The 22,057-nt window shown below is 71.9% G+C and carries 20 protein-coding genes and 2 tRNA genes; 16 read left to right on the plus strand and 6 right to left on the minus strand.

Annotation, left to right across the window (positions count from 1 at the left end; all coding sequences use genetic code 11):
* Nucleotides 1-26: 26 nt before the first annotated feature.
* The 9 genes from ASG59_RS21365 (at nucleotide 27) to ASG59_RS18455 (ending at nucleotide 8,811) form a co-directional block, all read left to right on the plus strand.
* Nucleotides 27-236: a hypothetical protein gene (locus ASG59_RS21365; RefSeq protein ID WP_244475758.1), complete on the plus strand. Its 210-nt coding sequence runs from the start codon at nucleotides 27-29 to the stop codon at nucleotides 234-236.
* 60 nt (nucleotides 237-296) lie between these two features.
* Entirely contained in the window at nucleotides 297-1,547 is a 1,251-nt protein-coding gene (locus tag ASG59_RS18420) for a lytic murein transglycosylase (protein ID WP_056410681.1), read from the plus strand.
* 630 nt (nucleotides 1,548-2,177) lie between these two features.
* Nucleotides 2,178-3,980 carry a hybrid sensor histidine kinase/response regulator gene (locus ASG59_RS18425; protein ID WP_055889386.1) on the plus strand — a complete coding sequence of 601 codons (1,803 nt, stop codon included), beginning with the start codon at nucleotides 2,178-2,180 and terminating at the stop codon, nucleotides 3,978-3,980.
* Between the two features lie 734 nt (nucleotides 3,981-4,714).
* Nucleotides 4,715-6,226, plus strand: coding sequence for a DEAD/DEAH box helicase (locus tag ASG59_RS18430; RefSeq protein ID WP_055889388.1), 1,512 nt, complete (start codon nucleotides 4,715-4,717; stop codon nucleotides 6,224-6,226).
* Between the two features lie 189 nt (nucleotides 6,227-6,415).
* On the plus strand, nucleotides 6,416-6,601 hold the full coding sequence (locus tag ASG59_RS18435) for a DUF1508 domain-containing protein (protein WP_055889391.1): 186 nt from the start codon (nucleotides 6,416-6,418) through the stop codon (nucleotides 6,599-6,601).
* 165 nt (nucleotides 6,602-6,766) lie between these two features.
* The gene (locus tag ASG59_RS18440; protein ID WP_055889395.1) at nucleotides 6,767-7,063 is read left to right on the plus strand and encodes a hypothetical protein; all 297 of its coding nucleotides are present in this window, start codon (nucleotides 6,767-6,769) and stop codon (nucleotides 7,061-7,063) included.
* A gap of 267 nt (nucleotides 7,064-7,330) precedes the next feature.
* Nucleotides 7,331-7,753: an acyl-CoA thioesterase gene (locus ASG59_RS18445; RefSeq protein WP_055889398.1), complete on the plus strand. Its 423-nt coding sequence runs from the start codon at nucleotides 7,331-7,333 to the stop codon at nucleotides 7,751-7,753.
* A 212-nt stretch (nucleotides 7,754-7,965) separates the two neighbouring features.
* Nucleotides 7,966-8,325: a hypothetical protein gene (locus ASG59_RS18450; protein ID WP_056285566.1), complete on the plus strand. Its 360-nt coding sequence runs from the start codon at nucleotides 7,966-7,968 to the stop codon at nucleotides 8,323-8,325.
* A 177-nt stretch (nucleotides 8,326-8,502) separates the two neighbouring features.
* Nucleotides 8,503-8,811 (plus strand): hypothetical protein, encoded by a 309-nt coding sequence (locus ASG59_RS18455; protein ID WP_082528852.1) that lies wholly within the window; start codon nucleotides 8,503-8,505, stop codon nucleotides 8,809-8,811.
* A gap of 79 nt (nucleotides 8,812-8,890) precedes the next feature.
* Here the strand turns inward: ASG59_RS18455 and ASG59_RS18460 are convergent, their stop codons facing one another.
* Genes ASG59_RS18460 through sseA form a run of 3 tightly spaced genes read right to left on the minus strand, consistent with a single transcriptional unit; the run spans nucleotide 8,891 to nucleotide 11,546 of the window.
* Nucleotides 8,891-9,766, minus strand: a complete 876-nt coding sequence (locus tag ASG59_RS18460) for an urease accessory protein UreD (protein WP_244475759.1) — start codon at nucleotides 9,764-9,766, stop codon at nucleotides 8,891-8,893.
* Nucleotides 9,763-10,701, minus strand: a complete 939-nt coding sequence (gene rocF / locus ASG59_RS18465) for an arginase (RefSeq protein ID WP_056410687.1) — start codon at nucleotides 10,699-10,701, stop codon at nucleotides 9,763-9,765. The genes ASG59_RS18460 and rocF overlap by 4 nt, the downstream gene beginning before the upstream one ends.
* Nucleotides 10,698-11,546, minus strand: a complete 849-nt coding sequence (gene sseA, locus ASG59_RS18470; protein WP_056410689.1) for a 3-mercaptopyruvate sulfurtransferase — start codon at nucleotides 11,544-11,546, stop codon at nucleotides 10,698-10,700. Before sseA ends, rocF begins: the two co-directional genes overlap by 4 nt.
* 175 nt (nucleotides 11,547-11,721) lie before the next feature.
* Here sseA and ASG59_RS18475 point away from each other — a divergent pair, with 175 nt between their 5' ends.
* A complete protein-coding gene (locus tag ASG59_RS18475) occupies nucleotides 11,722-11,970 on the plus strand; it encodes a hypothetical protein (protein WP_055889410.1) in 249 nt (82 codons plus the stop codon).
* 57 nt (nucleotides 11,971-12,027) lie between these two features.
* Complete coding sequence (locus tag ASG59_RS18480; protein WP_056285574.1) at nucleotides 12,028-12,381, plus strand: hypothetical protein; 354 nt, start codon at nucleotides 12,028-12,030, stop codon at nucleotides 12,379-12,381.
* A gap of 108 nt (nucleotides 12,382-12,489) precedes the next feature.
* Here the strand turns inward: ASG59_RS18480 and ASG59_RS18485 are convergent, their stop codons facing one another.
* The 3 genes from ASG59_RS18485 to ASG59_RS18495 form a co-directional block, all read right to left on the minus strand.
* A complete protein-coding gene (locus tag ASG59_RS18485) occupies nucleotides 12,490-13,689 on the minus strand; it encodes a GNAT family N-acetyltransferase (RefSeq protein ID WP_056410697.1) in 1,200 nt (399 codons plus the stop codon).
* A complete protein-coding gene (locus ASG59_RS18490; protein ID WP_056410700.1) occupies nucleotides 13,689-15,101 on the minus strand; it encodes an oligosaccharide flippase family protein in 1,413 nt (470 codons plus the stop codon). Before ASG59_RS18490 ends, ASG59_RS18485 begins: the two co-directional genes overlap by 1 nt.
* A 146-nt stretch (nucleotides 15,102-15,247) precedes the next feature.
* Nucleotides 15,248-15,323, minus strand: a tRNA-Asn gene (locus tag ASG59_RS18495).
* 287 nt (nucleotides 15,324-15,610) lie between these two features.
* On the opposite strand from ASG59_RS18495, the gene ASG59_RS18500 reads away from it, so the two are divergent.
* The 5 genes from ASG59_RS18500 (at nucleotide 15,611) to ASG59_RS18520 (ending at nucleotide 21,908) form a co-directional block, all read left to right on the plus strand.
* Nucleotides 15,611-15,684 (plus strand) — tRNA-Cys (locus ASG59_RS18500).
* 168 nt (nucleotides 15,685-15,852) lie between these two features.
* The gene (locus ASG59_RS18505; RefSeq protein WP_055882495.1) at nucleotides 15,853-16,500 is read left to right on the plus strand and encodes a protein-L-isoaspartate O-methyltransferase; all 648 of its coding nucleotides are present in this window, start codon (nucleotides 15,853-15,855) and stop codon (nucleotides 16,498-16,500) included.
* Nucleotides 16,501-16,840: 340 nt separating this feature from the next.
* Nucleotides 16,841-18,280, plus strand: a complete 1,440-nt coding sequence (locus tag ASG59_RS18510) for a TolC family outer membrane protein (RefSeq protein WP_082494616.1) — start codon at nucleotides 16,841-16,843, stop codon at nucleotides 18,278-18,280.
* Nucleotides 18,281-18,471: 191 nt separating this feature from the next.
* On the plus strand, nucleotides 18,472-19,080 hold the full coding sequence (locus tag ASG59_RS18515; protein WP_055882677.1) for a DUF2497 domain-containing protein: 609 nt from the start codon (nucleotides 18,472-18,474) through the stop codon (nucleotides 19,078-19,080).
* Nucleotides 19,081-19,175: 95 nt separating this feature from the next.
* On the plus strand, nucleotides 19,176-21,908 hold the full coding sequence (locus ASG59_RS18520) for a valine--tRNA ligase (RefSeq protein ID WP_056410704.1): 2,733 nt from the start codon (nucleotides 19,176-19,178) through the stop codon (nucleotides 21,906-21,908).
* Nucleotides 21,909-22,057: the final 149 nt, after the last annotated feature.

Raw genomic sequence — 22,057 nt, forward strand, 5'->3', positions numbered from 1 at the left:
GACCCGTCATGAGCGAGGGACCTGTCATGAGACTGCGAACCTGCCGGCCGGACGTTGCGATCGCCTTCACCGGAGCCGCGTCCCCCGCCGCGCCGACCGCGGCCGACGATCCCCTCGTCACCACCGAGTGGCCGGAAAAGAACCTCGACGACCCAAAGCTGCGCATCGTCGAGGTCTCGGTGGACCCCGGCCTCCTCGCCGGGCGGGCCGGGACGGTTTCAAGGACAGTTTCATAGGGCGGCGGGCGGTGGTACCCCGCCGGCACGGGCGCAGCATGGCCTGCCGGGAGAATCAGGATGCGCGATCGCACGGCCCATCGCCGGTCCCCGATCCCGCGCGGTATGGCGGCGGCCTCGGTCGTGCTCGGCCTCCAGGCAGGAGCGGCGGCGGGCCAGGAGGCGGCGCCCGCGCCCCCGTTCGCGGAATGCATCGCCGGGATCGGCGCCGAGGCGGCGGCCCGCGAGGTGCCGCAGGCGGTGATCGCCGAGCGCCTGCTGGCCCTGACGCCGGACCCGGAGGTGCTGGCCGCCACCCGCAACCAGTCGGAGTTCGTCACCCCGATCTGGACCTATCTCGACGGCGGCGCTTCGCCGTCGCGCATCGACGAGGGGAAGCGCAAGCTTCAGGAGTGGGCGACCGTCTTCGAGGAGATCGAACGGCGGTTCGGGGTCGACCGCTTCACCCTGGCGGCGTTCTGGGGCGTCGAATCGAGCTATGGCGCCGTCCTCGACAACGCGGCCGTGGTGCGGCCGGTGGTCCGCTCGCTGGCGACATTGGCCTGTGGGGACACCGGCCGGGCCGGCTACTGGCGCGGCGAAACGATCGCGGCCTTGCAGCTCCTGGCCCGCGGCGAGGTGGCGCCGGAGCGGTTCACCGGCTCCTGGGCCGGCGCCATGGGCCACACCCAGTTCATGCCGACGGTCTACCAGGCCCATGCGGTGGACGGCGACGGCGACGGCCGGCGCGACCTCTGGAACGTGCCCGACGCGCTCGCCTCCACCGCCGCCTATCTCTCGGCGATGGGATGGCGGCCGGGCGAGGGCTGGGGCACCGAGGCCACCCTGCCGGAGGGCTTCGACTACGCCCTGGCCGACGAGACCACGCCGCGCAGCCTCGCCGAATGGGCGACCTTGAGCGTGCGCCCCGTGCCGGGCTTCGTGCCACCCGACGGGGCGACGCGAGCGACGCTGATCCTGCCTGCGGGCGCCCGCGGGCCCGCCTTCCTGCTGCTGCCGAACTTTTCCGTGATCCTGCGCTACAACACCGCGCTCGCCTACGCCCTCACGGTCGGCCACCTGTCCGACCGCCTGCGGGGAGGACCGGCCTTCGCCCGGGACTGGCCGCGGGGCGACCGCATCCCGACGCCCGAGGAGATCCGGACGCTGCAGACCCGGCTGACGGAACGCGGCCATGCGGCCGGCGGCATCGACGGTAAGATCGGCCCCCGGACCCGGGCCGCCATCCGCGCCTACCAGGCCTCGGTCGGGCTCACGCCGGACGGCTATGCCGACGGCGTCCTCCTCGACCGGCTCGCACCGGAGCGTTAGCCGAACCGGCCTCGAACGGCCACCCTCCCGGCCCGGCGATCCGGCGGGCGTCCCGCGCCTCTCGGTTGTAAACCATCCCCCACAAATCGACTTGTCGCGACGCGCATTCTATCTATGAGTGGCCCGAGCAACGCCCCTGACGGAACGGCGGTCGCCAGAATGAATCGGGAACTTGTGTCTCGTTATTCAACATCGAAGCTTGCGCCAGAAATTAAAACCTGATTTTTCCATTGTCGATATGCCGTTCGGCAGATTTTATCCAGAATAAATCCTGCGACTTCCGCATCGAAGCCGATGACAGACTCGGATATGTCGGTGCCGTTCGCGCTCCTGGATCGAGGGCCGTCCCGACACACCACGACGTCCTCCTCGTGCGGCGGGGCCGCCGGACGTGGAGGATACGACGTTCGGCCTCCATTTACGCCACGGGCTCCATCGACCAGACTAGGCGGATCGTCCGATTGTCCGATCCTCGGTGTCATCACCCGTGACGGTCTTGGATGTCAGCGTGGCGGCGCTCCTCATAAATTAGGCGGACGGGTACGGAATGGCGGATCTGAGACCAGCGGTGGCCGCCGTCGACGGGCCCGCCGTTCGACCGCCGGCCGGGCGCGAGGGTAGGCCGGCGGCATGAGACCCGACACCGAGGCGGGAGCCCGGCTACCGGAGGGGGAGGCCCGCTCGATCGTCAAGCTCCGGCAGACGATCGGCATGCTCTCGCGCAGGCTGGCCCTGGTCGGGCTGGTCCTGAGCGTCGGCCTCGTGGCCATGGCGGCCTTCGTCATCCTGGAATTGCGCACCAAGCAGCTGCTCGACGCCAAGCGCGAGTTGATGACCCTCAACACGGTGCTCGCGGAGGAGACCGCACGGGCGATGCAGAGCGTCGACCTCGTCGTCGACACCATCGTCGCCTCCCTCTCGAAGGACGGCCCGCCCACGGGGGAGGGGCTCGCCAGCCTCGCGGGCGACCGCGGCTTCCACGAGGGCCTGAAGGCGAAGATCGCCGGCATCCCGCAGCTCGATGCCGTGTCGGTGGTGGGAGCCGACGGCCGGCTCGTCACCTTCTCCCGCTTCCTTCCGATTCCGGCCATCGACCTGTCGGACCGGGACTACTTCGCGCACCTGCGCGATACCGAGGTGACCGGTTCCTACGTCACCGAGCCGGTGCAGAACAGGGGCACCGGCACCTGGACGATCTATCTGGCGCGCCGGCTCGTGGGGCCGGACGGACGGTTCGTCGGCCTGGTGCTCGGGGCGATCGACCTCCGGTACTTCGACAGCTTCTACCGCTCGCTCAAGCTCGGCGGCCGGTCGGCGATCAGCCTGTGGCGCCAGGACGGCACCCTGCTGACCCGCGAGCCGGCCATCGCCGGGGTCGGGCGGCAGTTCAGGATCAAGGCGTTCACCCCGGACCTCGTGGCCAGCCAGGGCGGCTACTACGAGGTCTCGGATGCGATGGACGGCGTCCATCGGTTCGTCGCCACCCGCGCCGTCACCGGCTACCCGATGGTGGTGAACGTCAGTCGTGCCCGCGACGACATCCTGCACGACTGGCGCAACCAGGCGATCCTGGGAGCCGGCGCCACCGTCCTGTGCATCGCCGCCATCCTGGGCATCCTCTGGACCCTGGCGCGCCAGGCGCGCGCCAACATCGCGCGGGCACAGGCGGTGCTGGCGCGCGAGGACGCGGTGCGCGCACGCGAGGCGGCGGAAGCGCAGCTGCGCCAATCCCAGAAGATGGAGGCGGTGGGCCAGCTCGCGGGCGGCATCGCCCACGACTTCAACAACCTCCTGAACGTGGTGATCGCCAACCTCGACTGGCTCGAACGTCATCTCGCGCACGAGCCGGCCCTGCTCGCACGGGTGAAGGACGCCCTCGGGGGCGCCGAACGGGCAGCCGAGACCACGCACCTGCTGCTGTCCTTCGCCCGCAACGAACCGCTGTCGGTCGCGCCGACCGACGTCAACGACCTGATCCTGCGCTTCGCCAAGCTCTTGCGCAGCACGCTGGGCGGACAGATCAGGATGGAGCTGGAGCTGTCGCCGGACGTTCCGAACCTGACCCTCGACGCCAACCAGCTCGAGAATGCGCTCCTCAACCTCGCCGTCAACGCCCGCGACGCGATGCCCGCGGGGGGCTCGCTCACCATCGCCACACGCGCCGTCGCCACGGCCACGCAGACGGTCCAGGTGACCATCGCGGTGAGCGACACGGGGCCCGGCATGAGCGACGAGGTGATCGCCCGCGCCTTCGACCCGTTCTTCACGACCAAGCCCGTGGGCAAGGGCACCGGGCTCGGCCTCAACCAGGTCCTGCGGTTCGCCCAGCAGGCCGGCGGGAGCGCGTCGATCGAGAGCCGCCCGGGCGAGGGCACGACCGTCCAGCTCGTCTTTCCGGTGTCCGCGCCGGAATCCAGCCGGATGGCCGCCTGACCGATCCGCGGCACGCGGATGCCGACGGCATGGAACGCATCGCGGCATCGCGCCTTTACGTCTCCATACCGGCAGTCACGCCGCCTTTCTCGGAGACCTTCGATGATCCGTAAGCTTCTCGTCGCCTTCCTCCTGCCCCGGCTGATCCAGTTCGTCAGCCGTCGCTTCGGCGGTCGCGGGCAGCGCCGGACCTATTGATCCCGCGACCGACCCGGAGGGAATCGCCACGGCGTTGACGGGGCGTTAACCATCTCGGGTCATCGTCGACCCATGCCGATCGCGACCCAGTCGCACCGTCGGACACGGCCACGGAGCCGGTGACCTGTGACGCCGGATGTACGCGCACAGGACACCGCCACCCGTGGCCGTCATCGTTTCGGGCCTCGGATTTCCGCAACGGATCGCCCGCACGGGTCCGATCCGGGGCAGGTTCGGTCCGGGGCGGGTTCTTATCCGGGGCAGGTTCTTGTCCGGGGATTGACTTCGCAAGTGCGAAGGCGCAAATGTCGCCCTGCAGCGTCAGCGGCCGTCATGGTTCCGCTTGAGAGGGCTGCGTGACGGATCGCCGATTGCGCATCAGCGCGGCCCCAGCGACCTGAGCCCCTCTCTTCAACGTGCATGCACCCGGACTGCCCCATCACGCGGGCAGCCTCCAGCCCAACGGACCAGCCTGCGTACGACGACCATCGCGATCGATGGCGTGCGGCCGGTCCCGCTGCCTTGAAAGACCACCCTTGACCCAATTCACTGATTTCGGCCTCGCCCAGCCCGTGCTGCGTGCGCTGGAGGAAGCCGGCTACACCACGCCGACACCGATCCAGGCCCAGGCCATCGCGCCTGCCATGCAGGGCCGCGACCTCTGCGGCATCGCCCAGACCGGCACCGGCAAGACCGCGGCCTTCGCGCTGCCGATCCTGCATCGCCTCGCCCTGACGCCGCGCCGGCCGATCCGCCGCGGCTGCCGCGTCCTGGTGCTCTCGCCCACCCGCGAGCTCGCCAACCAGATCGCCGAGAGCTTCTCGGACTACGGCCGGCACCTGTCGTTCACCAACACCGTGGTGTTCGGCGGCGTCACCATCTCCCGCCAGGAGAAGGCGCTCGCCAACGGCGTCGACATCCTGGTCGCCACCCCCGGCCGCCTGATGGACCTGATCGAGCGCCGCTCGCTCACCCTCGAGGCCGTCGAGATCCTCGTCCTCGACGAGGCCGACCAGATGCTCGACCTCGGCTTCATCCACGCCCTCAAGCGCATCGTGAAGATGCTGCCGCGTGAGCGCCAGAGCCTGTTCTTCTCGGCCACCATGCCCAAGAACATCGCCGGCCTCGCCGACCAGTATCTTCGTGACCCCGTCCAGGTCGCCGTCACGCCCGTGGCGACCACCGCCGAGCGGGTGACCCAGGAGGTCATCTTCGCCCACACCGGTGCCAAGCAGGCGCTGCTCAACCACATCCTGCGCGATCCCAAGATCGAGCGGGTGCTCGTCTTCACGCGGACCAAGCACGGCGCCGACCGCGTCGTGCGTGGCCTCGAGAAGGTCAGCATCGCGGCGTCCGCCATCCACGGCAACAAGTCGCAGCCCCAGCGCGAGCGGGCGCTCGCCGCCTTCAAGGACGGCTCCTGCCGGGTCTTGGTGGCCACCGACATCGCGGCCCGCGGCATCGACGTCGACGCGGTCAGCCACGTCATCAACTACGACCTGCCCAACGTGCCGGAGAGCTACGTCCACCGCATCGGCCGCACGGCGCGGGCCGGGGCCGACGGCCTCGCGATCTCGTTCTGCAACGACGAGGAAAAGGCGTACCTGCGCGACATCGAGCGCACCACCCGCCAGAAGATCCCCGTCGCCGGCTTCCCCGAGGGCTTCGCGCCCCCGAGCCGCCAGGAGGCGATGGACGCGGCCCAGGCCGAGGAGCGTCGCCCGCTGCCGCAGGGCCAGCGTCCCGGCCAGCGCCAGGGCCAGCGCCCCGGCGGCGGCCGTCCGGGCAACGGCCGGTCCGGCAACGGCGGCCGTCCCGAAGCGCGCGGAACCGAGAACCGCGGCGCCCCGGCCCGGTCCGGTCGCCCCGACGGCAATCGCGGCCCGGACAACCGCGGCGGCGAGCGCCAGGCCGAGGCCCGCACCCAGGCTCCCCGCGGCGAGCCGCGCGGCGACGGTCGCCCCCAGGGCGCCGGCCGCCCGCAGCGGACCACGAGCGGCGAAGGCGGCCGCGCGATCGGCTGGCTCGACCGCGCCCCGCGTTCCTGATCCGACACCGCGGACCGCACCGCCATCGCCTGTCGCGTCGACCTCCCGACGCGACAGGCCAGGAACGAAAAAGCCGCTTCGGTTCGTCCGAGGCGGTTTTTTCGTGGGCCATCGGTGCCACCGGCATTGCCGCCGCCGCGCGATACCCCATCTCATGTCCGGTCGGTTTGTCGCAGGCGAGGCATCGGGATGCGGTTCGAACTCTATCGGGATGCCGGCGGCGAATGGCGCTGGCGGCTCCGGGCGCAGAACGGAAACGTGATCGCCGATTGCGCCGAGGGCTACCTCCGCCGCGAGGATTGCGAGCACGGCATCGGCCTGGTTCGCCGTGTCGGAGACGCACCGGTCGTCGACATGACGCTCAAGATCGCCTGAGGTCTTTGACAGGCCGAGGCCTCCCGAACCGAAGGGGCGGTCGAGCCTGAAACGCTTTGGGCGCATCGTGCGTTTGAAGACTTCGAGCGGGCGGCAAGGCCAGGGTGACGGCCGGCCGCCCGATCGTTCACCGGGCCGGTGGCCCTTATCCGAGGAGTTCTGAACGTGCTGAGGAAGATGCTGCTGGCAGCCCTGCTGGCTCTTGGATTCGCTGCGACGGCGCCCCAGGGCGCCTCGGCGGCCCCGATCGGTCCCGCGCTCGCCCTTCAGGCGCAGGCCGCTCCGGCCGTCGTCGAGCAGGCGCAGTACTACGGCTATCGCCGCCGGTTCTACGGGCCGCGCCGCTTCTACGGCGGCCCCCGCTTCTACGGCCCGCGCCGGTTCTACGGTCCGCGTCGCTTCTATGGCCCGCGTCGCTTCTACGGCGGCCCGCGCTTCTACGGCCCGCGCCGCTTCTACTGACGCTCCCGTCACCGGGCGGAGACCTTCCTTCGGGGAAGGGACCCCGCCGGCGACACGCCCGGACGAGGCCCGGCAGCGACATCCGCTGCCGGGCCTTCGTCGTTCTGCGCGCTCGCGCGAGCCGTCGCCCCGGGCCGTCGCCGCACTGGCCTTCCCGCCGGTTGCGGCCCATGATCCCGGCCACGGCGGCCGGGGCGGCCCGGTACGGTCGGCACCCCATCGCCGAACGGGACAAGCCGGGCTCGCCGGCGGGCACGGGAGGGATCGATGGAGCGCGACAAGGGCTCGTCCACGGATCAGGCGGTCGAGCCGCGCGGCGACCTCACGGTCCGCACCAGCGCCATGCCGGCCGACACCAACGCCAACGGCGACATCTTCGGCGGGTGGGTGATGTCGCAGATGGACCAGGCCGGCGGCATCGCCGGGGTCGACCGCGCCCAGGGCCGGGTGGTGACCGTGGCGGTGGACGCCATGACCTTCATCCGTCCGGTGAGGGTCGGCGACGTCCTGTGTGTCTACACACGCATTCCGAGCGTGGGCCGCACCTCCATGAAGATCGAGGTTGAGGCCTGGGCTCGCCGCTTCCGCACACAGACCCGCGAGAAGGTGACGGAGGCGACCTTCACCTTCGTGGCCGTGGACGACGAGGGCCGGCCCCGCCCGCTCCCGCCCGCAGGACCGGCGGGCTGAAGCGGCCCTTGCGCGGCATCGCAAGCGTCGGCCCGAGGCCATCGGGCCGGTGCCGCGGCGGCGGCGCGCGAGGGCTAGGCCACCAAGGCGAAGCCCTGGCGCCGGACTTCCTCGCAAGCCCTTGCTCGTAAGCCCTTGACGAAGCAATCGATGCATCGATTGCGACGGACCGGCTTCAAGGTCCGGCAAGGGTTGGCGACGATCCTGCCGCCATGCCTTACGACCCCTTCGCGGCCCACAACCTCGTTCGCATCCTCTCCCTCGCGGGCCTCGTCGTCATGATGACGGACGCCGTGCCGGGGCCGAGCGGCCTGGCGATCGGCCTCGGCTGCCTGGTGCTGGCCGGCATCGCCGCTCTGTTCCCGGCCCCGCGCCGGGCCGTCCCGCGCAAGGCCCGCGCGGCGACGGTCTCGACACCGGCCGCCGACGCGTCCCGGCGGCCGCCGACGGTCTGGCGTCCGCCCGGAAAGTTTCCCGCAAAGCCGGGGATCGAGCCGCATCCCGCCCTGTTCGCCACCGTGGCCGGCCGGACGCCCAACCGGACCACCGCCTCCCGCCGCCGTCGGGATTAGAGCATCGGACCGAAAGCTGGTCGCCGGATTTCGGAGCCCGCAGGAGGCGCGGAGCCATCGCAGTCGCGTGCGGCACCGCACGACGAGGCGGCGTTGCCCGTCCCATATCCGGATCACACAAGATCACGCGGCCGACCGGGAACGGCAACGACCGCGCAGAACGGAATGGATATCGTCATGACCAAGCGCCTTGCTTCCCTCGCCGCCGCCCTGCTCGTCGCCGCCGGCACCGTTACTTCGCCTGTTCTTGCGCAGAGCTACAACGCACCGGCCGGCGTCGCCGCCGCGACCGCTCCGGCCGGGCTCGAGGGCCGGACGGCCCGCCGCAATGCCGAGGCCGCGCGCCGGGGCGCGTTCGACGACGACCTGACCACCGGGTCGGTCACCCGTCGCGGCTTCGACAGTTCCGCCAAGGCCGGCAACGCCGAGGGCAACAACCGCGTCGTGCCCAACTACGGCACCACCTCGGGCGGCCCGGCCTATTGACCGGCACACCACGGTTCGAAGAGCGGACGGCGGGGCGAAAGCGCCGCCGTTTTCGCATGGGCCGGGGACCGGCGAGTCCTCAGGTCTGCCAGACGCGGGGCATCGGCACTCCGCGATAGGCCACCAGCACCCGGATCGCCACGGCCTTGAGGGCATCGGCGTCGCGGCCGAGGAAGCGGGCGACGAGGTGGCCGTTCCAGGCGCTGGCCCCGGCCTCCACCCCCGCCACGACATTGGCCCCCGCGGCGTCGAGATGGGCCCGCATCTCGTCGAGGCGGCCTTCGGCTTGCGGGGAGACGTCGATCAGGGTCGCCATCGCCCGGGCGCCGGCGCCGATGGCGGTGCGGTCGAGCAGGTCGCCCAGCGCGCCCTCGAGCCGGAGCGTGTCGGCGACCACGAGGCGGCCGGCGCGGCGGATGCGCCAGGCATCGACGAGGCGCCCCTGCGTCATCGCCTCGTGGCGGGCGGCGCGCCCGAACACCACCGCCTCGAAGGCCAGCAGCCGGGCATCGGCCGCCAGATCCGCCTCGAAACGCCGGTCGAGGGCGCTGCGGTCGAACAGGATGGTTTCCTGCGGCAGGAAGGCGAGGCGGGCGCCGGCGGCGAGACGGGCGCGGGTCGCCACCGTGCTCACCGGCCCGTCGGAGCGATAGACCTTCTCGGCGGCGATGGTCGTCAGCACGAGGTCGGCGCCCGGGTCGAGGGTCGCCTCGACGGCGAAGGCATCGCCGCAGGCGATGCCGCCGGCGGTGTTGAGGAGGACGGCCTCCAGCGCGCCCTCCGGCCGGCGCGGCAGCCGCAGCCGCAGCGGGCCGGATTCGCGCATGTCGAGGACGCGGGTGCCGCCACCGCCGGGGCAGCCGAGCCGGAGGCCGGCGAACCCCTGCGAGCGCTGCCGGGCCGGCGCGGCAGGCCTTTCCTCGTCGAGGCGCGAGGGGTCTTCGATCCGGTTCACGCCCCGCCCACGTCCGGCAGGACCGGCGCCCGCTCCAGGATCGCGCGGCCGAACAGGCTGGCGACGAGTTCCACCAAGAGCCGCGCACTGCGGCCGCGCTCGTCGAGGAACGGGTTCAGCTCGACCACGTCGAGGGCCGCCACGATGCCGGAATCGTGCAGCATCTCCATGATGAGATGCGCCTCGCGAAACGTGGCGCCCCCCGGCACCGTGGTGCCGACGCCCGGCGCCAGGGAGGGATCGAGGAAGTCGACGTCGAGGCTGACATGCAGCACCCCGTCGGCGGCCTTGACCCGCTCCAGGATGCGCCGCAGGGGCGCGACCACGCCGAACTCGTCGATGGTGCGCATGTCGACGACGTCGATGCGGCGGGCGGCCACCAGGGCGCGCTCGCCCGCATCGATCGAGCGCAGGCCGAACAGGTGGACGTTGCCCGGCGCCAGAGTCGGGCGGTCGTCGTCCGCGAACAGGTCCGAGAACCCCGGCTCGCCGCAGAGCGCCGCCAGCGGCATGCCGTGCATGTTGCCGGACGGCGAGGTCTCGGGCGTGTTGAAATCCGCATGCGCGTCGAGCCACAGCACGAAGAGCGCGCGGTTGCCCGCCACGCAATGGCGCAGGACCGCATCGACGGTGCCCAGCGACAGGCTGTGGTCGCCGCCGATCACCACGGGCAGGGCGCCCCGGCCGAGGGCGGCGCCGACAGCCTCGCGCAGGGCGAGCGCCCAGGCCGCCACCGCGACGGCGCCGCGCGCGGGCGCAGCCGGATCGGGCGAGACGTCGCCGCGGTCGGTCACCGGCCAGCCGAGGTCGGCGAGCGCCCGCACCAGCCCCGCCGTGCGCAGGGCGGCCGGGCCCATGATGGCGCCGGCCTCGTGGGTGCCGACCTCGATCGGGGCGCCGATGACCTCGACGGCCCGACGGCCGCTGCCGGTCACGCCGGGCCTGTGGCGACGGGGCGGGCGGGGTCGGCGCCCCACTCCGACCAGGACCCGTCGTAGAGGGCGCGGGAGGGGCGCCCCAGGGTCTCCAGCGCCAGCGAGACGATGGCGGCGGTGACGCCCGAGCCGCAGGTGGTGACCACCGGGCGGTCGAGGTCGACCCCGGCGGCCTCGAAGGCGGCGCGCAGGGACGCCTCGTCCTTGAGGCGGCCGTCGCCCTGAAGGGCGGCGTAATGGAGGTTGCGGGCGCCGGGCATGTGGCCGGGGCGCACGCCGGGGCGAGGCTCCTGCTCCTCGCCGCGGAAGCGCGGGCCGGAGCGGGCGTCCACCACCTGCGCCGCGCCGGTCTCGAGGGCGCGGGCGATGTCGCCCGCATCGGCCACGGCGCCGTGGTCGAGGCGGGCGGTGAAGTGGCGCCGCTCGCGCGGTCGGGGATCGCCGTCCTCCACCGGATGGCCGCCGGCGACCCAGGCCGGGAACCCGCCCTCGAGAATCACCACGTCGCGCATGCCGAAGGTGCGCAGCATCCACCGCACCCGCGGCGCGGAGAACAGGCCGAGGCCGTCGTAGACGACGACCTGCGCGCCGTCGCCGATGCCGAGGCCGCGCATGCGCGAGGCGAAGACCTCCGGGCGCGGCAGCATGTGCGGCAGCGGCGAGGTCTCGTCGCTCATGGCGTCGAGGTCGAAGCGGATCGCGCCGGGGATGTGGCTGGCACGGTATTCGGCCGCCGCGTCGCGGCCTTGCGCGGGCAGGTACCAGGAGGCGTCGAGCACCACGATGTCGGGGGCATCGCGGCGGGCCGACAGCCAGTCGACGGTGACGAAGGGGGAGGGCGCCATGGGACGATCCGGTGCGGGCGAGGGTCTGGACGGAGGGGCCACTCAATCACATCGCGGCGGGCCTTGCACGGCCCCGGACGATCGCGCCGCGCGGGTCGGACCCACCCGCGGCAGACGGGCGGGCCGCGATGCCCTACGATGATGCACCACCCGGACGACAGGACCAGCCCCGACCGTGAGCCTTCGCGAGACCTACCACATCGAAGTCCTCGGCCCGGAGACGGACGCGCCGCACGAGGATGTCGTGCGCCAGCGCATCTCGGTGCGCACGGCCGGCGTCGAGGGCGCTAAGGAACGGGCGCTCGGCCTGTTCGCCAGGGCGCGGGTGCCCCAGCGCACGGGGACCCCGGCGGAAGCCGTGCGGGTCATCGACGGGGCCGGCACCGAGGTGTTCCGCTGGAGCCGGTACGACGAGCCGGGCTGACCGTGCGGCGACGGCGGCAGGTGACATGGCGGCACCCGCGCGCATGATGGCGCGACCATGCGCCTCCTCCTCGCCCTCGCCGCCGTCCTCGCCGTCTGCGCCCTGTTCGTGCGCAGCTACACCGTGCCGCCGGCCCCCGACCGCCAGGGCGGCACCGTGGTGTCGCTGACCTGGCCGAACCGCTCGCCCTTCGGCAGCCCGCGCGGGGATTGCCTCGCCACGCCGGCGGCCGAACTGCCGATCGCCTGCCTGATCGCTTCGGTGGCGCGCTCGCGCGCCGAGGGCATCCCGCTCATGAGCTTCGGCTTCTGCCCGACCTGCTACGACCTGTCGGTGCGCATCGCCCGCCTGGGCCGCGATCCGGCGGCGATCGAGGCCAAGTCGGCGCAGATCTCGCGCTTCGGCTGGTAGGCCTCATCCCATTTCCGGGTGATCACGTCGTGATGCGGAAATGGGCTTCGCTCAGGCGCCGCGCGGGCTCGGTGATACGGTGCCCGCTTGATCCAAGCGGAAACCGTATCACTCCGCCTCGGCCGCCGGCTTGTCGCGGCCGCGCCAGCGCTTGACCGCGCGCACGGCGGCGGCACGCAGGGATTCCAGGCGAACGCCGAGGCCGTAGAACCGATCCCCGGCTCGCGTTTCCACGAGGACGTGCGCCAGCGGCAGGCGCTCGGCCCAGAACGTCTCGGCGAGGAAGAAGTCCGGCGGCGCGCAGGAATCGGCCACCGTCACGGTGGGATCGTCGATCAGGCTCCGGGTCAGGTGGTGCAGGTGCTGGGCGCCGGGGGAATCGCGGGCGGCGGTCTCGTCGAAGGCGATCTTCAGGCACCAGACCCGGCCGCGGGTGGCGAAGGTGAGGGCCGAGGCGAGGCTGCGCCCGTCCCAGTGCAGGCGGTCGATCCGCATGGCGCCCCGCGCCGCGAAGGCCGCCACCGCGGCCGCGACGAAGGCCGCCTCGTCCGGGCGGCAGGCCAGCGCGGTGGCCGCCCCGGTGCGCCCCTTCCAGCCCGCGCCTTCCAGAGCGATGAAATCGTCGAGGGCGGCGGCGACCGCACCCGGCGTCCGCGCGGTGTCGAAGGCGAGGGGGGTGTCGGCCTCCAGGCGCTCGCGCGACTGGCGCAGGCGCCGGCGCCGGCGGGCGGAGAGATGGCCGAGGTAGGCCGCCCGCTCGGCCTCGCTGCGGCCGGTCAGGTCGAGGAGGGCACGGGCATGGGCCCAGAACGGCGTCCGGCGCGTGCCCGCCGCCGCCGCCCAGCCCGCCAGCAGGTCGGCGAAGGCTCCTCGCGTCGGCACATGGGTGAGCATCGCCCGGCGCTGGCCGACCGCATCCAGGCCCGAAAACAGGGCGGCCAGCGCCGTCGCGGGGTCGTCGCCGTCGAGGAGCGGCACGCCGAAGACGCCGAACGGATGCATCCAGCCGATGGCCAGGGGCAGGCCCCAGCGGCGGCGGGTGACCCGGATCGGCCAGAGGGCGAGGAGGCGCAGGCCCGGCTCCTCGGGGGCTCGGTCGCCCACCAGCATCACCCGCACGCCGGAGCCGAACGGACCGGCGGCGGGAATCGCGAAGTCGGGATGGTAGAACAGGTTGTCGAAGGCGGGCGCCGCGGCGAGCGTCCGCCAGGCCCCGAGCCAGGGCGCGGCCGGCGAGAGGGGGCGGAGCGCCACCACGAGGTCGCCGATGCGGCGCGTCGGGCCGAAACGCTGATCGGGCTTTGCCATCACGAGACCCGGCCGATCCGGCTCCGCACCAGGTCGGCGAGGCCGATCGGGTTGAGGTGCCAGGCGGTGGCGACCGCCGCGAGGCCGATCAGCGCCAGTTGCAGGAGGGCGCCGACGGGCCCGAGGGCGAGCGCGTCGACACCGACCACCGCCAGCCGGCAGGCCAAGGCGCCGAGCGCGATGAGCATCAGATCGGTCCAGGGGATCGGCAGGCGCACGGCCTCGCGGGCACCCAGCACCAGGACGAGGCAGGCCACCGCCTGACCGGCGAGGTTGGCCACGGCCGCCCCGGCGACGCCGTAGCGGGGGATGAGGACCGCCGAGAGGCCGGCGACGGTGGCCAGGAGGACCATCGAGGCCACCGCCTCGAGGCGGCTGGTGGGCGAGAAGTAGATGACCTGGCCGAAGTAGTAGGCCCGGAACATCACGAGGATGCTGGCGGCCAGCAGCAGCGGCGCCACCGACAGGGCGGTCGCGCGGTAGTCCGGCCCGAGCAGCACCGACACGATCGGCCCGTCGAAGGTGAGCACGAACACCGCCCCGAAGGCCGCCACCAGCGCCATCAGCCGCATCGCATCGGCCAGGGCGGGTCGCGCCGCCGCCATGCCGCCGGCCCTGGCGTCGCGCTTGGCGATGGAGACCAGGGACAGGGCGATGGCCTCGCCGAACACGACGAAGCTCTGGCGCAGGAAATCGGACACCGCGCCGTAGGCGCCGAGCGCGCCCGTGCCGAGCACGCCGCCGACGATGAGCCGGTCGACGGTCTGGGCGAGGGCGGCGGCGGTGAAGGACACGATCAGGGGCCAGCCGTAGGCCAGGATCGCGCGGGCCTCGGCGAGGCTGCCGCGCCCGCGCAGGAGCGGCGCGATGGCCGCGAGGGCGGGCAGGGCGGCCAGGGCGTTGGCGAGCGCGATGGCGAGGAGGAGGTGGCGCGCATCGCCCGAGACCAGGAGCGAGAGGCTGCCGAGGCCGAGCACCAGCACGGCACGCAGGACCACCGCGGCCGCCACGGCGGTGGCGGCCAGCCGCGTGCGGGCGATCTCGGCGGCGGCCTCGAACAGGGTCATGCCCGCCCCCGAAGCCAGCACCGCGACGGCGACAGGGCCGGAGACGAGGCCGAGGGCGCAGGCGATCGCGCAGACGACCCCGCTGAGGAGCACCATGCCACCCAGCAGCCGCAGCACGGTGCCGACCTGCACCGCCGCCCGGGTCTCGTCGTAGAGGGCGAAGAACGCGTATTTCGGCCACTGGCTGGTGGCGCTGTAGAGGAGGAGCGACCAGGACAGGATGAGCAGATACGTCCCGAAGGCCTCCGGGGGCGCCAGCCGGGTGAACACGGCCACGGCGGCCATGTTGAGGGCGGCGGCGAGGCCGCGCGAGCCGACATAGGTGAAGGTGTGGCGCGCGATCATCCCGGACCCCGGCCCGATCCGGGCAAGGACGAAGCCTTATCACGGCGCCCTTGGAAAAGACCTTAACGGTCCAGCCAGTCGCAGACCGCACGCATCGCGCATCGGATGCTTCGGCTGACCTGAGGCATGATCGCAATGGAAAGGATTGGCTCCCCGAGTAGGACTCGAACCTACGACAAAGCGATTAACAGTCGCTTGCTCTACCAACTGAGCTATCGGGGACCACGGCGGGGTCTCTACACACGGGAACGGCGGGGCGCAAGGGCCGGGGGGCGAGGTTTCACGAATCCGTCACGCAGCCTCCTTCCTGACGTGATGCCGTTCTTGTCCTGCCTCGCGGAATGCCCTGCCTCACGTGACGCCTGCCTCACGTGACGGATGCGTGACGCCGATGTCGGGTTGGCCGTTGCTCAAGGGGGCCCGCCTCTGCTAGAGAGCCGCTCGCCCCTGATCGGCCGCCCGATCCGGACCAGCGCGGCACGGCCCCGGGATGGGGTACGGCCAGACGAGGCCTCGTGGCGGAGTGGTTACGCAGAGGACTGCAAATCCTTGTACGGGGGTTCGATTCCCTCCGAGGCCTCCAATTTCCTTCTTCCCTTCGAACGCTTTCGGTTTCCGACCGGGAACCTTGCGTTTCTCGAGCCGATCCCCGACAAACCGCGGGCTTCGGCCGCCGAGCTCGGACCGTCCTGTCGGATGCGTCCTGCGAGAGTTTTGGCACGCCCCGGCGGCCATGGGAGAAAGGGCACCGATGCTCGATGATGCGCAGGCGCGACGCCTCATGGTCGATTGCCAGTTGCGGACCTTCGACGTGACCAATGTCGCGGTCCTCGACGCCTTCGGCGCGGTCCCGCGCGAGCGGTTCGTACCGGCGGACCGGGCGGCCTTCGCCTACAGCGACCAGACCCTGCGGCTGGGACCGGACCGGGCGATGCCCGCGCCGATGCTGCTCGCACGCATGATCCAGGCCCTGGCGGTGGAGCCCGGCGCCCGCTTCCTCGACGTCGCCGCCGGCTACGGCTACGGGGCGGCGATCCTCTCCGGTCTGGGCGCCGAGGGCGTCGCCCTCGAACCCGACGCCGCCCTGGCGGCGGGCGCCCGGGAGCGACTGGCCGGCCGGCCCGGCGTGAGCGTGGTCGAGGCCGCCCTCGACGGGGGCCCGACCGAGGGTGGCCCGTTCGACGTGATCCTCGTGGAGGGCCGCGTCGAGGTACGGCCGCAGGGCCTCCTCGACCAGCTCGCCGACGGCGGCCGCCTCGTCTGCGTGATGGGGCGCGACCGTGCCGCCAAGGCGACCCTGTTCGTGCGTGCCGGCTCCGCTTTCGGCTCGCGCCCGCTGTTCGACGCGGCCTTGCCGGCCCTGCCGGGCTTCGCGGCCGACGCCGGCTTCGTCTTCTGAGACGGTTTCCGCTCGAATCGAGTGTGAACCGTCTCGCGAAGCCCGCGCGGCGCCCGAGCGAAGCCCATTTCCCGCATCACGACGCGATCAACCGGAGATGGCATGAGACGCCCTCCGCGCCCCCCGATCGGGTGTCGCTTTTATGCGGCACCCGATCACCTTTCTTTACCCACCGGCCGACGGGGCCTGTGCCGATGGTGCCAAGCTCGTCTAGACAGAGCACCGGGGCGGGCAACCCGGACTGCGCTTTCTGGATCCCCACGGACGTCAAGTGGGAACCCTCGGGCGCCGCGACCGTCGCTGGACGGTCGGCCGGTTCATCGAGAAACCGCAAGGGCTGATGGACGTGAGAGAACGGAACTCCGCGACGCGGGCTGAGCTTGCGCTCGCCGGCTTCGCCGCACCTGGGCTGGGTCGTCTGGCGCTGGCCGGATTGTCCCTGGCCGGCCTCGCCGTCGCTTCGGCGGCCCCCGCGAGCGCCGAGACGCTCGAGAGCGCCCTGGCGCGGGCCTACCGCGCCAATCCCGTGCTCAACGCCGGCCGCGCCGGCCTGCGCGCCACCGACGAGAACGTGGCCCAGGCCCAGGCCGGGTATCGGCCGACCGTCAACCTCAGCGCCGACATCGGCATCCAGCAGTTCCAGGGCCGCATCTCGGGCCAGCAGCTGAACAACACCACCCGGCCGGGCGGGGCGGGCCTGACGATCAACCAGAACCTGTTCGACGGGTTCCAGACCAACAACCAGACCCGACGCGCCGAATCGAACGTGCTGAGCACGCGCGAGTCCCTGCGCGCCACCGAGATGAACACCCTGTTCAGCGCGGCGCAGGCCTACATGAACGTCCTGCGCGACACGGCCAACCTGGAGCTGCAGCGCAACAACGTCGAGGTGCTCGAGGAGCAGCTTCGCCAGACCCGCGACCGCTTCAACGTCGGCGAGGTCACCCGCACCGACGTCGCCCAGGCCGAGGCGCGCCTGGCCGGTGCCCGCTCCAGCGTGAGCACCGCCGAATCCAACCTGCGGTCCTCCATCGGCGATTACCGCCGTCGCATCGGCGTCGAACCGCGCCAGCTCGCCCCGGGCCGCCCCCTCGACCGATTCGTGCCTCCCGGCCTCGATGCCGCGGTGGGGATCGGCCTCAAGGAGCATCCCCAGATCCTGGCCTCGCTCCATGCGGTGGACGTGGCCGAGGCGCAGGTGAAGATCTTCGAGGGCCAGCTCTATCCCCGCGTCGGCCTGCAGGGCGCGGTGCAGCAGCGCTACGACACCCAGTTCCCCGGCGACAACGGCGTCACCGCCTCCATCGTCGGCTCGATCTCGATCCCGCTGTACGAGGGCGGCCAGACCTATTCGCAGATCCGCCAGGCCAAGGAGCAGGTCGGCCAGGCCCGCATCAACGTCGAGGACGTGCGCGACCAGGTCCGCTCGGCGATCGTCACCGCCTGGGGCCAGCTCGAGGCCTCCAAGGCCCAGGTGATCGCCTCCCAGGCCCAGGTCCAGGCCAACGAGGTGGCACTCAACGGCGTACGCGAGGAGGCCCGCGTCGGCCAGCGCACCACCCTCGACGTGCTGAACGCGCAACAGGAACTGCTCAACTCGCGCGTCAACCTCATCATCGCCCAGCGCGACCGGGTGGTGAACTCCTACGGCGTCGTCCAGGCGGTGGGCCGGCTGACGGTGCGCTTCACCGCGATCCCGACCGCGATCTACTCCCCCAAGGAGCATTTCGACCAGGTCAAGGACCTCTGGTACGGCGTGCGGACCCCCGACGGGCGCTGACCCCGGCCGACGGTTTCCTGTGGCCCGCGGTGTTGCGGAAGGGTCCCGCGGCTTGTGCTCCGCCACGGGCGTGAGCATCGTGATCCACCGGATCAACCGTTCCTTAACCTTATGCTCCGAGCATCGTCCTTATGAGTGCAGCGAGCCCCAAGGCGCAGGACAAGGCCCAGGAGCTGGGCCAGGAACCCTCCATGGAGGAGATCCTGGCCTCGATCCGCCGCATCATCGCCGACGACCAGGTCGCTAAGACCGAGGACGCGGAGCCCGTGCGCTCCCCCCAGCCCAGGCGCCAGGACGACGACATCCTTGATCTCGCCGAGGTCGCCCGGCCGATCCGCAAGCCGGCCCCGATCGAGGAGGAGCCGATCGGCTTTCGCGAGGCGACGGCCGACGACGTCATCGACTTCGACTCGATCTCCTTCGACGACGCGCCGGAGCCCGAGCCGGAACTCAGCTGGGACGAACCGGCTCCCGCGCCCCGGCAAGAGATCCGCGAACAGATCCGCGAGGAGGTTCGCCAGGACGCTCGCCAGGAGGTGCGGCACGAGCCCTACCGGGACATCCGGCCCGAGCCGGCGAGCGCGCACGACCGCCTCACCTCGGCGGTGACCGATGCCAGCGTCCACCAGGCCTTCGGCATGCTGGCGAGCACGGTGCTCAGCCACAATGCCCGCACGCTGGAGGACCTCGTGCAGGACATGCTGCGCCCGATGCTCAAATCCTGGCTCGACGACAACCTGCCGGTGATGGTCGAGCGCCTGGTGCGGGCAGAGATCGAGCGCGTGGCCCGCGGCCGCTGAAGCGCCGATCCGCCGAGCGTCGGTTGACGCGGGCCCCGTGACGGGTTGAAAGCGGCCGGACGCGACGTTCCGCGTGAAGTGGCCCCGACTCCGTCATGATGGACAAGACCTTCGACCCCGCCGCCGTGGAGGCGCGCGTCTCGGCCGCCTGGGAGGCCGGCGAAGCCTTCAAGGCGGGCCGGCCCGACCGCGCCGGCGCCAAGCCCTTCACCATGATGATCCCGCCGCCGAACGTCACCGGCAGCCTCCACATGGGCCACGCCCTCAACAACACGCTCCAGGACATCCTGTGCCGGTTCGAGCGCATGCGCGGGCGCGACGTGCTCTGGCAGCCGGGCACCGACCACGCCGGCATCGCGACGCAGATGGTGGTGGAGCGCCAGCTCGCGGAGGCCGGCAAGCCCGGCCGGCGCGAGATGACCCGCGAGGCCTTCGTCGAGACGGTGTGGGCCTGGAAGGCGCAATCGGGCGGCGCCATCGTCAACCAGTTGAAGCGCCTGGGCGCCTCCTGCGACTGGTCGCGCGAGCGCTTCACCATGGGCGTCTCGGGCGCGCCCGACGACCAGATGGTCCGGGCCGTGACCAAGGTCTTCGTCGATCTCCACGCGCAGGGGCTGATCTACCGCGACAAGCGCCTCGTGAACTGGGACCCGAAGTTCCAGACCGCGATCTCCGACCTCGAAGTGCTGCAGGTCGAGGTGAAGGGCCACCTCTGGCACTTCGACTACCCGATCGTGGACGAGGCCGGCGCCGAGACCGGCGAGGTCATCACGGTGGCCACCACCCGCCCCGAGACCATGCTCGGCGACACCGCCGTGGCGGTCCACCCGGACGACGGGCGCTACACGTCCCTCGTGGGTCGGCGGGTCCGCGTTCCGTTGGTCGGCCGGCTGATCCCCATCGTCGCCGACACCTATTCCGACCCCGAAAAAGGCACCGGCGCGGTCAAGATCACCCCGGCCCACGACTTCAACGACTTCGAGGTCGGCCGGCGCGCCGGTTGCACCGCCATTAACGTCCTGGATGCACAAGCGCGCATAACCCTCGACGGAAACGAGGCTTTCCTGGCCGGCGCCTCGCCGGAGCCGGAGACCCTCGCCCTGCACGGGCTCGACCGCGAGGCGGCGCGCGCCCGCGTCGTCGCCCTGATGGAGGAGCGCGGACGGCTGCGCCTGACCGAGCCCAACACCCATGCCGTCCCGCACGGCGACCGCTCGGGCGTGGTCATCGAGCCCTACCTCACCGACCAGTGGTACGTGAACGTCAAACCCCTGGCCGAGCGGGCGCTCCAGGCGGTGCGAGACGGAGAAACCCGTTTCGTTCCAGATACCTACCAGAAGACGTTCTTCCAATGGTTGGAGAACATCGAACCCTGGTGCATCTCGCGCCAGCTGTGGTGGGGGCACCGCATCCCGGTCTGGTACGACGAGGACGGCGGCATCTTCGTCGCGACGAGCGAGGCGGAGGCACGCGAACGGGCCGAGGCCCGGCACGGTCGCCCGACCGCCCTCACCCGTGACGAGGACGTCCTCGACACCTGGTTCTCCTCCGGCCTGTGGCCGTTCTCGACGCTGGGCTGGCCCGACGCGACGCCCGAGCTCGACCGGTTCTACCCCACCGACGCCCTGGTGACGGGCAAAGACATCATCTTCTTCTGGGTCGCCCGGATGATGATGCTCGGCCTCCACGTCACCGGCCGGGTGCCGTTCGCGACGGTCTACCTGCACACCCTGGTGCGGGACGCCGCCGGCGCCAAGATGTCGAAGTCGAAGGGCAACGTCGTCGACCCCCTCGGGCTCATCGACCAATACGGCGCCGACGCCCTGCGCTTCACCCTCGCCGCCATGAACGCGCCCGGGCGCGACATCAAGCTCGGCGTCAACCGGGTCGAGGGCTACCGCAACTTCGCGACCAAGCTCTGGAACGCCTCGCGCTTCGCCGAGATGAACGGCTGCGTCCTGCGGGCCGACTACCGGCCCGGGGACGCCGCCGAGACCCTGAACCGCTGGGCGCTGGGCGAGGCCGCCCGCGCGGTGGCCGAGGTGACGGCGGCCCTGGAGGCCTACCGCTTCAACGACGCGGCCGCCGCCGCCTACCGCTTCGTCTGGAACATCTTCTGCGACTGGTACGTCGAGCTGGCCAAGCCCGTCCTCCAGGGCGAGGGCGACGCCGCCTCCAAGGCGGAGACGCAAGCAACCGTCGCCTTCCTGATCGACCAGATCGCCAAGCTGCTGCACCCGTTCATGCCCTTCCTCACCGAGGAACTGTGGGCGATCAAGGGCGAGGGCATCGCCGGGCGCGGGCTCCTGGCGCTGGCACCCTGGCCCGACCTGTCGACCCTGGCCGACCCGCAGGCCGAGGCCGAAATCGGCTGGGTGGTGGACCTCGTCTCCGAGATCCGCTCGGCCCGCTCCGAGACGAACGTGCCGGCCGGCGCGCAGATTCCCCTCGTGATCGTCGGCGCCGACGAGGCCCTGCGGGCGCGGGCTCGCCAGTGGCAGGACACGCTCCTGCGCCTCGCCCGCCTCTCGCAGATCACCTTCGCGCAGACCGCGCCGAGGAACGCGGTGCAGCTCCTGGTGCGCGGCTCGGTGGCCGCCCTGCCGCTGGAGGGCATCGTCGATCTGGCCGCCGAAGTGGTGCGCCTGAACAAGGAGGCGGCCAAGGCGGCCTCGGAGATCGCCAAGATCGAGGCCAAGCTCGGCAACGCCGATTTCCTCGCCCGCGCCCCCGACGAGGTGGTGGACGAGCAGCGCGAGCGCCGCGACGCCGAGGCCGCCCGGCTGGAGAAGATCCGCGAGGCGCTGGCGCGACTGGCGGAGGCGTGAGGCCGACGCCTGCGATCGCGACGACGATCCATCCCGCTGACGGGGAAGGATAGGGTGGGGAGGGTTCCGCCGGACGCGCAGGGCGACCGGACAGCCGTCGCCGCCGGCTCACCGCGAGGCGCGGACCACGGGCATCCTCCGCCGAGCCG

Origin of the sequence: Methylobacterium sp. Leaf466 (assembly GCF_001425565.1) — a bacterium.
In the GTDB taxonomy this organism is placed as follows: domain Bacteria; phylum Pseudomonadota; class Alphaproteobacteria; order Rhizobiales; family Beijerinckiaceae; genus Methylobacterium.